The sequence below is a fragment of the Winogradskyella eximia genome (genome assembly GCF_003386165.1).
GTDB lineage: Bacteria > Bacteroidota > Bacteroidia > Flavobacteriales > Flavobacteriaceae > Winogradskyella > Winogradskyella eximia.
Genome location: NZ_QRDV01000001.1, coordinates 614,085 through 628,635, shown reverse-complemented (window position 1 = coordinate 628,635; position 14,551 = coordinate 614,085). Strand labels below are relative to the sequence as shown.

General features: G+C 33.3%; 9 protein-coding genes. 4 read left to right on the top strand and 5 right to left on the bottom strand.

The annotated features are described in order from the left end of the window. Positions 1–8 precede the first annotated feature (8 nt). Positions 9–1,475 carry a tagaturonate reductase gene (locus DFQ10_RS02730; RefSeq protein WP_115815886.1) on the top strand — a complete coding sequence of 489 codons (1,467 nt, stop codon included), beginning with the start codon at positions 9–11 and terminating at the stop codon, positions 1,473–1,475. 33 nt (positions 1,476–1,508) lie between these two features. Beyond that, positions 1,509–3,119 carry a UxaA family hydrolase gene (locus DFQ10_RS02725; protein ID WP_115815885.1) on the top strand — a complete coding sequence of 537 codons (1,611 nt, stop codon included), beginning with the start codon at positions 1,509–1,511 and terminating at the stop codon, positions 3,117–3,119. A 26-nt stretch (positions 3,120–3,145) separates the two neighbouring features. Here the strand turns inward: DFQ10_RS02725 and DFQ10_RS02720 are convergent, their stop codons facing one another. The 5 genes from DFQ10_RS02720 to DFQ10_RS02700 all read right to left on the bottom strand — a co-directional run bounded on the left by DFQ10_RS02720 (position 3,146) and on the right by DFQ10_RS02700 (position 12,402). Next, positions 3,146–4,171, bottom strand: coding sequence for a LacI family DNA-binding transcriptional regulator (locus DFQ10_RS02720; protein ID WP_115815884.1), 1,026 nt, complete (start codon positions 4,169–4,171; stop codon positions 3,146–3,148). A 156-nt stretch (positions 4,172–4,327) separates the two neighbouring features. Further along, positions 4,328–5,644 (bottom strand): pectate lyase family protein, encoded by a 1,317-nt coding sequence (locus tag DFQ10_RS02715; RefSeq protein ID WP_220352394.1) that lies wholly within the window; start codon positions 5,642–5,644, stop codon positions 4,328–4,330. 88 nt (positions 5,645–5,732) lie between these two features. Continuing rightward, complete coding sequence (locus tag DFQ10_RS02710; RefSeq protein ID WP_245940601.1) at positions 5,733–7,295, bottom strand: DUF5123 domain-containing protein; 1,563 nt, start codon at positions 7,293–7,295, stop codon at positions 5,733–5,735. 27 nt (positions 7,296–7,322) lie between these two features. Continuing rightward, a complete protein-coding gene (locus tag DFQ10_RS02705) occupies positions 7,323–9,110 on the bottom strand; it encodes a RagB/SusD family nutrient uptake outer membrane protein (RefSeq protein WP_115815882.1) in 1,788 nt (595 codons plus the stop codon). 19 nt (positions 9,111–9,129) lie between these two features. Continuing rightward, entirely contained in the window at positions 9,130–12,402 is a 3,273-nt protein-coding gene (locus DFQ10_RS02700) for a SusC/RagA family TonB-linked outer membrane protein (RefSeq protein ID WP_245940600.1), read from the bottom strand. A gap of 254 nt (positions 12,403–12,656) precedes the next feature. Here DFQ10_RS02700 and DFQ10_RS02695 point away from each other — a divergent pair, with 254 nt between their 5' ends. Both DFQ10_RS02695 and DFQ10_RS18500 read left to right on the top strand, forming a co-directional pair. Then, on the top strand, positions 12,657–13,973 hold the full coding sequence (locus DFQ10_RS02695) for a pectate lyase family protein (RefSeq protein WP_115815880.1): 1,317 nt from the start codon (positions 12,657–12,659) through the stop codon (positions 13,971–13,973). Between the two features lie 279 nt (positions 13,974–14,252). Continuing rightward, positions 14,253–14,551 (top strand): hypothetical protein (locus DFQ10_RS18500; RefSeq protein ID WP_181897560.1); only part of this gene is annotated, 299 nt, incomplete at its 3' end.

The window sequence follows — 14,551 nt, the reverse complement described above, 5'->3', positions numbered from 1 at the left end:
AAAATAACATGACAGAATTGAGAAAAACGAAACTAGCTTTAAATAGAAAAAATTTAGGTCTTGAAAAAACACTACCAATTAAGGTGGTGCAGTTTGGAGAAGGAAATTTCTTGAGAGCTTTTGTAGACTACACCATTCAGCAATTAAATAAATCAGCAGATTTTAATGCTGGCATTGCTGTTGTACAACCTATTGATAAAGGTATGATAAAGATGTTGAATGATCAAGATGGATTGTACACTCTGTTTTTAAAAGGTATTCAAAAAGGTGAAGAAATACAGAAAACAGAATTAATTACCAACATTGTAAAAGGTATTAATCCTTATTCAGATTTTCAGCAATACTTACATTTAGCAAAAGAGGAAGAACTACAATTCATAATATCTAATACAACAGAAGCCGGCATTGCTTACGTTGAAAGTGACACTATGGATATGCAACCACCAAGTTCATTTCCTGCTAAATTAACCCTGTTATTACATAAGCGTTTTATTCATTTTAATGGAGCTCTAAATAAAGGTTTAACAATAATTCCGTGTGAATTAATTAATCATAATTCTGAAACCTTAAAGGAAACTATTCTAAAGTATGTAACCCTTTGGAAACTAGACAGCGCATTTACCGAATGGTTAAATACAAGTTGTTCTTTCCACAGTACCTTAGTAGATAGAATTGTGCCAGGTTATCCAAGAGACGATATTGAAACTTATAACGCCCAATTAGATTATAAAGATAATTTAATTGTGGCTGCTGAAGTGTTTCTACTTTGGGTCATAGAAGGAGGTGAAGATTTAAAGAAAAAATTACCATTCCATAAAACCAATTTAGACGTTAAAATTGTTGATGATATGCAACCATATCGTACTAGAAAAGTACGAATTTTGAATGGAGCACATACCTCTATGGTACCATTTTCATTCCTTTATGGAAATGAAACTGTTAAAGAAACAATCGATAATGCCTTTACAGGAGCTTTTGTAAATAAGACAATATTTGAAGAGATTAATGAGGTTCTTCCAATGAACAGAAGCGAATTAGATAGTTTTGCTGAAGAAATCTTAGACCGTTTTAGAAATCCGTTTATCAAGCATAAATTAGCAGATATAGCATTAAATTCTATTTCAAAATTTAAAGTACGTGTACTACCAAGTTTATTAGAATTTGAAGCAAAAAACGGAAAATTACCTACTAATTTAACCTTTTCATTTGCATGTTTAATTCGATTTTACAAAGGTACATGGAACGGTAAAGATTTACCAATTAAAGATAATGACGATATAGTGACTAACTTTAGTAATATATGGCAAAATGAGGATTACAACGTCATAGCTAATCTTGTTTTAGCAAACCAAGACTATTGGGATGATGACCTAACTAGGATTAAAAACTTATCTACTGCAATAGCCTTTGCTCTAGCAGAAATAGACACAAATGGTATTGAATACGGTTTTGAAAACTTTAGTAAAAAGTATTAAATATCTCTTTTTAACTAACAACTAATTATTAGTATGCAAAAAAAAATAATAAAAGTACATCCTTCAGATAATGTCGCAGTTGCTTTAGTTAACTTAAAAATTGGTGAAATTATTTCGTTTGAAAATCAAGATATCACAATTGTGTCAGAAGTTAAAGCAAAGCATAAAATTGCTCTAAACACATTTAAAATTGACGATAAAATCATCATGTATGGGGTTTTAGTAGGAAAAGCTAGCTTAATTATTCCTACGGGTGGGGTTTTAACCACAGAAAATGTAAAACATCAAAGTGCAAAAGTCAGTCATAAAACCGAAACTATTGGTTGGACGGTTCCTAATGTAGAAAAATGGAAAGACAAAACCTTTATGGGTTATCACAGACAAGATGGGCAAGTTGGCACAGCAAATGTGTGGTTATTTTTCCCTTTAGTATTCTGTGAAAACAGGAATATTGAAACCTTGAAAGAGATTTTTGAAAAGGAACTATTAACTCAAAAAGTTAACAGTCATCAAATGCTATTACGTTCATTGGTGAATAATGGATTTGACGTAGCAATACAACAAGAACAATCCACTAAGGTATTTGAAAACATAGACGTTAAATTCATTACACATCCTGGAGGTTGTGGAGGTATTCGTCAAGACTCAGAAAGTTTAGCAAAATTATTAGCTGGTTATGTAAAAAACCCAAATGTAGCTGGAGCGACAGTCTTGAGTTTAGGCTGTCAGAATTTACAAATTGATATTTTTAATAATGCCTTAAAGGCCATAAGTCCCAATAACAAAAAGCCTATCTTGATGTACGAACAGCAACAAATGGGAACTGTTGATGAGATGCTAACAGCAATTATTAAAAATTCATTTGAAGCGATTAGAGAAGCTAACAAAATAGAACGACTACCAGCGCCTTTATCAAAGCTTAAAGTTGGTTTAGAATGTGGAGGCTCTGATGGATTTTCGGGTATTTCTGCCAATCCAACATTAGGTTACACCTCTGATATGTTAGTGGCTCTGGGTGGCACCGCCATTTTATCAGAATTTCCAGAGTTATGCGGTGTAGAGCAGGAATTAGTTAATCGTTGTGTAAACGAAACGTCTGCAAAACGTTTTTTAGAATTAATGCAGGCTTTTGAAAAATCTGTAGTAGATGCTGGCTCTGGTTTTGATATGAATCCTTCACCTGGGAATATAAAAGACGGATTAATTACAGATGCCATGAAATCCGCTGGCGCAGCTAAAAAAGGCGGTACTTCTCCTATTGTGGATGTTTTGGATTATGGTGAGTATGTCACTAAACCAGGCTTAAACTTATTATGCACACCAGGAAATGATGTAGAAAGCACAACAGCTATGGTAGGTTCTGGAGCCAACATTGTATTATTCACAACAGGTTTGGGCACACCTACAGGAAACCCAATAACACCTGTAATCAAAGTCTCTTCAAACTCTGAGCTAGCTGCAAAAATGAACGATATAATTGATGTGGATACAGGTGATATTATTAATGGAGAAAAAACTATTGAAGAAATGGCAGAAGTCATGCTTAGCTATATTATAAATGTAGCTAGTGGTACCATAAAATCTAAGGCAAGCTTATTAAACCAAGACGATTTTATTCCTTGGAAACGCGGTGTTTCACTTTAAATCAAATGATAAAATTTAAACCACTTTTATTTTATTCGTTTTGATGAAGATTTACGAATAATCAATTCTGGTTGTAATATGATTCGTTGTGGCTGTTTAGTTTTTGACTTACTATTTACCTCTTGTAAGAATACTTTTGCAGCCTTTCTACCCATTTCTATTGGAGACTGATCTACAGACGTAATAGAGAGCTCCATAAACCTCGTAAACGGCTCATTACTGAAACCAACGACACTAATGTCTTCAGGGATTGCAAGCCCCTGTTCTTTAATTTCTTGAATAGCCCCTAGTGCTGTGAAATCACTAGAAGAAAATATGGCATCTGGTGGTGTTTCCATATCTAATAGTTGTTTGGCCACTCTTCTTCCTTCATCTACTTTACTAATGGTCTCAACAACTAAGCTTTCATCGAATTCTAAACCGCTATCAATTATTGCCTGCTTATAACCTAAATAACGATTTTTAAAAATCTCTAACGAACGATCATTTGATAAATGTGCAATACGCTTACACCCTTGCTCTATTAAATGCTTAGTAGCTTGATAAGATCCGTTAAAATCATCTATGGTAACCGAACTTACATCCGGAATATCTCTTTTTCGGTCAAAGAATATCAGTGGAACTCTTTTCTCGGATAATTTATTGAAGACTTTATTTTTAGTTTTTGAATTTGAAATAGACATTAAAATACCATCTACTTGAGCATTTAATAAAGAAACAATATTTCCTGTTTCCAAATTTTCTTGGTCATGTGTTTGGCAAACTATAACATGATAACCCTTTGGATACAATTCTTCTTCTATACCTCGAATAACAGAAGCAAAAAAATTACTATCCATACGAGGAACAATAACACCAACATTGAAACTTTTTCCGCTTTTAAGTGCACGAGCTAATGTGTTTTGCTCGTAGTTCATTTCAATAGCAGTCTCTTGAACCAGTTTGCGTGTTTTTTCGCTTATTTTAGGATTATTATTTAATGCTCTTGAGACAGTTGCTGCTGTTAATTCCAGTTTTTCAGCAATGTCATAAATAGTTGTCTTTTTTTTCATTAGTAATAAGTACAATAAGGAAACTCGTAAAACTACTTATTTAATTTATAAATCACCCTCATTTTCGATAGTAAGTTTTTGATAAAAACAGTGCTAAATTACAAGATTTTGTTAATTATAGGCCAATTAATATACTTTAAAAATTTAAAAAATTTATTATTTAGACTCTATTAATAAATTAGCATATATCTCAATATTTGAATAATTTTTATCCAACGTACTTAAATGAGCATCTTTTACTTTGCAATCTAATTTAAGTTTTCTTTCCCATTTGTTAGGAATACCATCATTATCAGTATCCTTCCCTGCCTTTTTAGTCCTCAAGATAGGCCATCCGCCGACATTTTCCTGTGAATCTATAATACCTTGTTTATAAGTAACACTGCCCTCTACAACCGATTTTAAAACCCTTTTATCAACAGCATCTCTTTTTATACTTAACCCCACGTGGTTTAAAACTGCGAGATACGCTTCATTAGCACTTGAAGTATTGATATTATCAGAAATATTAATAGGTTGATTCAGTTTAGTAAATTCTGGGTTTTCACACTGTACACCACCATTCCAGTTATTTTGAGTAACGTCTTTATCATTATAAACAAAATTACCATCCACATAAAATTTGCCGTAAGGTTCTGATGGACTAACAATTCTATTAAGTTTTGATGATGTGGTTGCTGGTCCTGATTTAAAATAGTTATTAATTAAATTATATACCCCTTTTTCGCCACCATAGATACTATTTTCACCCCAATTATAAATTACATTATTTCTAAAATCCACGAACTCATTTACAGAATTTTCTGTTGTTTTAGAGCCACTAAACCTTGGATTTCTACTATTGTTACTTACAAGTAAATTATGATGAAAAGAAGCTCTAACCCCTCCCCAAATACCACCATAACCATGTGCACCTTTTTTATGAACAGACCTATTTAACGCTTCAGATATGATACACCATTGTAAAGTAAAGTTTTTATTATCATAAAAAGACGCATTTTCATCTGTACCCCAGCTTATTGAACAGTGATCTATAATCACATTTTCGGTATTTCGGCAGCCTAACGCATCACCTTCTATATTATTAATGTCACCCATTCTAAATCTTAGGTAACGTAAAATAACGTTGTCTGATTTTATAGTTACAGGATACCCCTTTATAGTAATACCATCATTAGGAGCCGTTTGTCCTAAGATGCTCAAATCACCTCTATTAATATCTAATTTTGATTTGAGTTCTATTGTCCCAGATATTTCAAAAACTATAATTCTAGGTCCTTTTTTTAGTATACCTTTTCTTAAACTTCCATCACCTTCGTCATTTAAATTGGTGACTTTATAAATAAAACCACCTCTACCACCAGTTGTAAATTTCCCAAAACCTTCAGCGGTCGGAAAAGCTAATTGTTGTGCAAAACTTAAACTGCAAAATAGTACGCTTAATAAGAATATTAAATACGTTTCCTTAATCATATTTTATTGCCCTATTTAATTTAAAATTGAAAAGGAGAAATGCTCCTTCAAACATAACTCCTTCACAAAGACTAACCTGTTTTATATACTACTGCAACCAACGTGGGTCACCAACATTATTATCTATTAATGATTGATTTAAAACTGTAAAATCCCCACCTTCTGCATTAGAAAATTCAGGATCTAAAGTTGTATAACTTGTTGAATTGTCATATCTCGAAACCGTTGAATCAAAAAGTGTTGGTGCATTAAAATAATTATTATTTTGAAATGTAATCGTTTCATCGGTAGCACTGTTATCTGAATAACCTTCGATTGTAGTATCCGTGATTAAATTATTCCGAGCTATAATATCATTAGCATCAAATCTTACATAAAACAATCTTCTACTCGATGAATTAGAACACGCATATAATGTGCAATTCTCTAACAGTATATTAGTTGTTAACCCAGTACTATTTGAAGTACCCGCAGCATCTATTCTAAAAAAATCTCGACCAGGCGCGCAATTATTAAATGTGCTTGTTCTAAAATTAACACTTAATACATCTGAATTTCTAAAGTCAAAAAAGTCACCTCCACTTGTAAGAATATTTGTAACTACACAATTTTCAACAGTTACGGACTGTACAATGGCATCTGTTTCATTTCCTGCAATAAAAGACCTGTTATAGTCATGAACATTACAGCCACTTAATAATAATGAGTTATAATTACCAGCAGCAGAATATCTGACGGTATCTGTCAAATCTAAAGGAATATCACCTGTAAGGTCTAAATCTATAAGGCTAACATCCGTAGCTCCATCAACAATTGAAAAGCCAACCTTTAAGATGGGTTTATCAAAACTATACAGCCCTCTAATCGTTAACGGTTTATCTATAACCAATACACCTCCATTTACATCATTAGTCTGTGAGGTGTAATCACCAGCATCTAGAACCAAAATATCATTTGGACTAGCGTCCGCAACCATTTGAAATAAATCATCAGTTGGAGTTACTAAAATACCATCACCTATATCAATACCTGTTGTAAAAACTTGAACACCTCTTATGTTGGAATTGTTCAACAACTGTGCTGTGTATTCTGTTTCTCCTGTTAATCCAGTTACTATAGCAATACCATCTGTTGCTTCTTGTGCAGTTATATCTTGAACTATATTCCCAGGATTAACAATAAGCTGAGTCACTTCACTATTAGGCACCCATCTTAATGTAGCTTCTGTAGCCAAAATATCACCTGGTTCTATGGATAAAAACAACTGTTCTGTTAAAGTATTTGCAGTTGTAGTTGCATATGTAGAATTTTCTAAACCTCGAGAACTAATAGCTTGTACTCTTATGTAATACAAGGTTTCACCAATTAACTGTATTTGTACAGGTAGTTGATTGGATGCTACGCTTAACGACTCTTCAATGCTAGAAAAATTTACGTCTTGGCTAACCTCTACCAAATAAGCATCCACATTGTTGTCTTTAGTCCAATTTAATTCAACAATAGTTTGATTTCTAATGATTGAAGTAAGCTCAACGGGAGCAAATTCTCTAGAGATCTGAAGTTCTTCTATAAGCTCATCTTTACCTTCACATCCTGTAAATGTAATTAGTAAGACCATGATTATAGATTTTAGAATATGTTTTGTTTTCATAATAATTTATTTCTAATTAATTATTTTTTAATAACCGTAATCGTTCACCAATAGACCGTTACTTCCATCAATAAAGACTTGCCATATTGGCCAAAATTGTCTATTGTCTGGATTTACACCTTGCTTATATAGAGAATTTATTATATCATCTTCTAAATTATCCCAACCAAAGGCTGAATATTCTGCTCCTTGATCTACGTCTTCATTCCTATTTAATCCATATACCTCAAGAGTTTCTCCATCATCTTCATATTTATAATATAAAGTTGAAGGTACATTGGCATATTCACCCGTACGATTCTTTAAATTAAACATCTTAACCTTAGCTTCTTCAAGATTAGCACCAAGTAAGTTCCATCGAATTAAGTTTTGTTTACGTATCATCTCACCAGTAAATTCATATAAGTACTCATCTACAATTGCATCGAACATATCTTCTGTACTAGTTAAAGCATTTACATAATTATCTACCTTTTCTGTATGAAGTTCAGAAGGAAAAGCTCTCATACGAATTTGTTTTAGATATGGTGCAGCAGCACCTGCCCCTTGTAATTCATTTGCAGCTTCGGCAGCTATTAAAAGCACCTCTGCATAGCGCATATAAATCTTATTTACACCATCATCGTTGGTTGAGGTTACATAACGATCCATCCATTCATAACGATATTTCCCAAAATACCAAGTGTCTAAGTTTACTAATTCTTGCTTCGCAACACCTTCAATTGGATTACCCCATTGATAAGGAACACAAGACACATCTCTACGACTATCCTCTTCATCAAAATCATAAAACACCGTTGGCAAGGGACCAGCAATACCTCCTCTAGCCTGACCCGTATGCTGATCTACTCCACGATGTCTTACAGCAAAAGAGAATAACACTCTACCACGACCAGCCGAAAAAGGAATTTCCCATAGAGACTCTTTACCTGCTGCTAAGACCTCTTTATTATAGTTTTTCCAAAACATTTCAAATGAAGGTTCTAATGAAGCACTACCACTTCCAATGACATCTGTAGCTTCATTTAATGCTAAAGTGTACATGTTTTGAACTGAAAGTTCGGGATCAGTACTTCTTCTAACACCATCAGGATATTGTTGAAAACCACTAGCAACCATAGCTAAACGCGCTCTGAGACTTTTCACAAAAGCTTTGTTAATGCGTTCCACAGAATTTGTAGCAGAAGTTTCATTTGGCCATGCCACTAACGTCGATGCTTCTCCCAAATCTGCAATGATTTGTTTATAAATTATATCTCTATTAGATTTTTCGATATATATAGTTTCTGAATTTATAGGCTCAAAACGAGCAGGAACATCACCCCAAGCTTTCATTAAGTCTGCATAGTAAATAGCTCTTAAAGTTAGTGCTTCCCCTAATAATTGTCCAAGTTCGGTACCAGGTAGTGGATTTCCAAAATTCCGTAATCCTCTAATACAAATATTTGCACGTTCAACACCTAGAAACATCATTGCCCAAGCATTATTTGATGAATTCATTTGAGAATTATTTGGCTTAGCATCATAAATCATAAGTTCACCTTGAGAACTACCAGGTTCATCAGAACTGTAGTTCCATTCTGTATCCGAATTAAATCCATAGAAAGGAATAAAACGTCCTCTATAAGAATTGGTTTGACCAAACGGTTCCATTATACCATCAACGGCTCCTTTAGCTAAGCCCGGTGTGGAAAATATAATTGACTCATCTAGAGTTGACTGTGCTGGCGCGTCTAAAAAATCTTCCTCAAACTCTTGACATGAGTTTAATATTCCAGCTATTATAATTCCTGAAATTATTATTATTTTTTTCATCTTTTAAAAAATGTTTAATTTAAAAATTTAGGTTTAATCCAAAAATGACTTGTCTACTTCTTGGGTATGGAGAATAATCCACACCTGGAGTAAGAGGCGTTTTTCTTCTTGTAGAAACCTCTGGGTCTAATCCGGAATAATTAGTAATAATGAAAACATTATTCGCTGTTACATATAATCTTAATTTAGAAATACCGAAATCAGATAGAGCTGAATCAGGAAGAGAGTAGCCAAGAGTTAGTGTATTTAATCTCAAAAAAGAACCATCTTCAACTGCCCAATCACTAAAGACAAAGTTCTGCATAAAAGGAGACCATGTTGTCGTATTAGCATTGAGTGCTTCTAACTGTGCAGGATCCGTAACCAGCTGTCCAGTAGAAGGATCTAAATTTGTCCATCTTGTACCATCACTCATATCAGTACTTAGATTTCTGTACTGTCCGTTTTGGTTTGACGTATTAAACTCAATTTTATTAGCATTGTAGATATCATTTCCAACACTCCAGTTAAATGCAGCAGAAAGATCAAAACCATAAGCACGGGCACTCAAAACCATACCTCCTGTATGCTTGGGATTTGCATTACCGATTACTTTTTGGTCATTTACATCTACAATACCGTCAGGTACTCCTTCAGGACCGCTAATATCTCTTAATTTCATAGAGCCCGGCATCACGTTACCGATAACGGCACTGTTGTCTGCGACACCATCTATTAAAGTATATTCTCCAGTGTTTGAATCATAATTAAAATCAGACACTTCATATCGTCCATTACTTTGGTATCCGTACATTAAACCAATTGGCTGTCCGACTTTAATAAAATAATCATTTCCTATTTGAGTAGATGCCCAATTTGTGTTTGTTCCAAAATCCTCCATTACACCAAGTGAATTAATACGATTTTTATTAACACCTATATTGAAAGAGATATTTAATCCATAATTCTCCTTTTCTATTGCCCCAATATTTAAAGAAGCCTCAAAACCAGTATTTTGAATTTCCCCCATGTTTCTATATTGACTATCATAACCCGTTCCTGGTGTTGGAAATCTAATTAATAAATCTTGGGTAACATTCTTATATACATCAAAAGCCCCGCTTACACTCCCACCGAATAAACTATAATCTAAACCAAGGTTTTGAGAAACTGTTGTTTCCCACTTTAAATCGGGATTAGCCAAAATATTTGCAGCAGACCAATAGTTATCAATATCATTTAAATAGGAAGTCGTTGATGATTCAAAGTTTTGAACCGTCTGCCCTGCGGGAATATTATTATTACCTGCTTGACCATAACTTAATCTCAACTTCAATAAATTTAACCAATTTGTATCAGCAAGAAATTCTTCTTCTGATATTTTCCATGCCGCAGCGGCAGAAGGAAAATAGCCCCAACGATTATCTCCTAAGAATTTACTAGAGCCATCAATACGATACGTTGCAGTAAATAAATAGCGATTTTTATAATCGTAGTTAACGCGACCAAAAAACGATAACAATTTATCTTCTGGACTGTAAAAATTGTCGACAGATAAAGGTACACCTTGAGTCGTCAGATTAATGGTGGTGCCAAAAGCAAAATCTCTTGGAAAACCTTGGATTTCGCTTGTAATTCTATTGTCTTTCGAAACAATAATTTCTTGTCCTAATAAAAGTTTAAGACCATGGTCTTCACCCATAATGTTTTTAAAATCATAGTTCAGCGTATTAGCGTTTCTAAAACTTTCTCTTTTTCTGTCTTTAATAAGTAGTGCTGGCAAACCTTGGTTTTCGGCTGCTGGCCTGTTGTTTGCGTAGTAAGTAGATCTTCCATAAAAGCGATAATCTAAGTCATTCCTTTTATTTAATCCTAAATCAGTTTTAAACTGAAGATTATCCACTATTTTCCAAGAAAAACTTCCTAACATATTAAAGTTTTCACCTAATTTTTTTCGTTGATTATCGTCTACAGCAACAAACGGATTTACTAAATAACTCGAAAGCGCTTCATCTGTGTTTGTTGTTGTTAATCCCGGAAGTGGTATCGGAGAATAACCAACACTATGTCTAAGTCGAGCATCTGCAGATGAAACTTCATCTTGTTCATTAGCACCACCTCCATTCACTTCAGTATCGGAATAACGGATTGTAAATGATAAATCTATTTTATCGCTGACTTTACTTTTGAGTGCCAATGATAGATTACTTCTCTTAAAGTCTGAACCAATCATAATGGCTTTTTCATCATAAAGCGCATAGTTAAAATTAAAATTAATTTTTTCAGAACCACCTCTTATAGCTAAGTCTCGACTATTTACCTCACCTGTTCTACCGTAGATTTGCTTTTGCCAGTTATTTCCTTTCATACCAACATACTGATCATAATCTTGATAGAGTCCAAAATATTGTTCGTAACTTTGTGGCTGTTCGTCAAGTAGAGCGTATTCGTATTGCCATTTAACATAATCCTGAGGACTAAGAACATCTATAGTATTAGCAATTTGTTTCACACCATAGAAGGTATTAAAATTGACTGAAATTTTTCCTTCCTTACCACTTTTTGTAGTAACAATAACAACCCCATTTGCTCCTCGAGAACCATAAATCGCAGTTGATGAAGCATCTTTTAAAACGGTAAGACTTTCTATATCTGTAGGGGAGATATCACTTAAGCTATTAACAGGAAAACCATCAACAATAATTAGTGGTGAGCTATCTTGCGTTAAAGATCCTGAACCACGTACTCTAATTTGAATATCGGAGTCGGGTGAGCCTTCACTAGATAATACTTGAACACCAGCCAAACGCCCTGTTAATGTTTCAGCTACATTAGAAATACCTTGTTCTTTTAAATTCTCACCACCTATAGAAACTACGGAGCCTGTTAAATCAGATTTACGTGATGTTCCATAACCAATAACAACCACTTCTTCCAACGATTCTGTGCTTGGTATTAGCACAACGTTTAGTCTTGATTTACCATCAACTTTTATTTCTTGAGTTGCATATCCAATATATGAAAATGTCAAAACAACATTCGGTCCGGAAATATTTAATGAATAGTTACCATCAAAATCAGTAGAAGTACCGATGGAAGTTCCTTTTACAAATACAGACACACCAGGAATAGGTGAACCCATATCTTCCGCAGTTACCGTACCACTTATAGTGTTGTTCTGAGCAAATGAAATTGTACTACCAAAAACAAATAACGAAAACAGCATTAACGACATAGATTTTATGGATGAAAATCCATTTGTTTTCCGTTCAATTGAATGGAAAAACAAAAAACCAGTTAGATTATTACACATGAATTATAGAGTTAGTTTATAAATTATTTAAAATGTAATCGATTGCACAAATTTATCGTAAATTTTTAAATACACAAATTTTTGTTAATATTTTTTTTATTTAGTGAAAAATTTAACATTAAAATGATTATAATTCAAACGCAAAAAGTTTTCACCTTTTGTGAATTTATTAGCAGTTAATACATTTTTACATATATTTGTAATCGATTACATTACCCAAGGTTTATGATTTATCTGATATTAAAATGATTCTAATGAAAAAATCAATCCTATTAATTCTCGCCCTATTTTTTACTTCCATAAATTATGGTCAAAATTATTATCTATCTACTCCTGAGGGTTATGGTCAAGCAACTACAGGTGGTGGAAACGTTACTCCAGTTACAGTTAGTACCTATTCAGATTTCAAGGCTAAAATTAAACTATCTACCCCTCAGGTCATTTTAGTCTCAGGTACAATAAATATTGCATCAGGTCAAAATATTAGTGAGGTAGTTACAAATAAAACTATAATAGGGTTACCAGGTGCCAGACTCGTAAACAATTCACAAACACAATCGGGTTCTGGTATTTTAAATTTAAAGAACGGATCTAATAATGTCATCATAAGAAACTTAATTTTCGAAGGAGCTGGGGCCTATGATGTTGACGGTCGCGATAATTTAACAGCCGATGGTTGCACTAACCTATGGGTAGATCATTGTGAATTCCAAGATGGAGTAGATGGTAATTTCGATATAAAAGGAAATTCAGATAATATCACAGTTTCATGGTGTAAGTTCACTTATCTAAAACCGGCTGTTCCAGGTGGTCCGGGTGGCTCAAATGATCATAGGTTCTCAAATTTGGTGGGCTCAAGCGACTCTCAAGCTCCAGCAGACGGACATTATAGTGTTACTTTTCAAAACTGTTATTGGGCCGAAGGTTGTAAAGAAAGAATGCCAAGAGCACGTAATTCTCAACTTCATATACTGAACTGTTATTACAATACGAATGTTTCTAGTTCGAGAGCTCTTGGATTTAGTGGTGGATTAAACAATTTATCATGCTATGTTGAAAATTCAGATTTTGCAAACATTGGCACAGTGTATCAAAGTTATGGTGGCACAGTTACTTTAGAATTTGATAATTGTAGCAATGGAGTATCTAATATTGGTACAGTCCCTCAACCTACATATACTTATAGTGTAATTCCTGTTAGTGATGTCTCTACAAATATTCCAAATGTAAATTGTGGTGCTGGAGCCACATTACAAGTTACAAGCTCTGGTGAAATGTCTTCTAGTTGTGACAATCTTGGAATAGAAGATGCAATTTTCTCAAAGGTTAAATATTATCCAACTATAGTAAAAGATGCATTAAGCATTGAATTTTCATTAGAAAACTATTATGAAGCTAAGTTTTCGTTGTACACCGTTTATGGAAAAAACATAATGAATAAATCAATATCAACACAAAACACACCGAATAATAAAACAGTTATAGATTTAAGTCAATATACTAAAGGCATTTATTTTGTTCAGCTTCAAATTAAAAACAACACTAAGACCTTTAAGATAATTAAAAAATAATTTGAAACTTTTTGAATATCAATAAATTTAAAGTAACTATGAAAATTTTCACATATTTCCTGTTAAATAATTGATTACTAAACATAATATTAACCTTCGTTTTTATTTATGCCTTTTAATTTTATAAACTTATATAATCGATTACATTATTTGGTATTTAATTAATTCAATTTTGTAATTGGTTGTTTTTATTAAAAAAGACCTCCCAAAACAGTATAACCTACGTTGCTTTAGTTAACGATTACAAGACTATATATAAACTTTAAGTAAACACAAACTATGAAAAAACTTTCCTTTTTCGCAATGTTTGCCTTGCTATTTTTTCGATTTATGGCAAATGGGCAAACAACTATTACCTATAATTTGGGCGATGAATCAACTTTCTCAAATACAGGAGTTCAATGGGATCCTGTAACCTCTACAACAAGTTCTGATGGTAAATTAAGAACACAAGCAGCAACTAGTTTCTGGCATAGTAGTAATTATGGTGTTGCTTTTCAAGATGGTAATTCTTTAGAAATAGATGTTGAAGGAGGAAGTTGTACTGTTCGTTTTTATGGCTCAGAATATAGTTCTGG

Coding starts and splice junctions, on each gene's coding strand:
- DFQ10_RS02730 (WP_115815886.1), top strand. CDS start 9: ATGACAGAATTGAGAAAAACGAAACTAGCTTTAAATAGAAAAAATTTA.
- DFQ10_RS02725 (WP_115815885.1), top strand. CDS start 1,509: ATGCAAAAAAAAATAATAAAAGTACATCCTTCAGATAATGTCGCAGTT.
- DFQ10_RS02695 (WP_115815880.1), top strand. CDS start 12,657: ATGAAAAAATCAATCCTATTAATTCTCGCCCTATTTTTTACTTCCATA.
- DFQ10_RS02715 (WP_220352394.1), bottom strand. CDS start 5,644: ATGATTAAGGAAACGTATTTAATATTCTTATTAAGCGTACTATTTTGC.
- DFQ10_RS02710 (WP_245940601.1), bottom strand. CDS start 7,295: ATGAAAACAAAACATATTCTAAAATCTATAATCATGGTCTTACTAATT.
- DFQ10_RS02720 (WP_115815884.1), bottom strand. CDS start 4,171: ATGAAAAAAAAGACAACTATTTATGACATTGCTGAAAAACTGGAATTA.
- DFQ10_RS02700 (WP_245940600.1), bottom strand. CDS start 12,402: ATGTGTAATAATCTAACTGGTTTTTTGTTTTTCCATTCAATTGAACGG.
- DFQ10_RS02705 (WP_115815882.1), bottom strand. CDS start 9,110: ATGAAAAAAATAATAATAATTTCAGGAATTATAATAGCTGGAATATTA.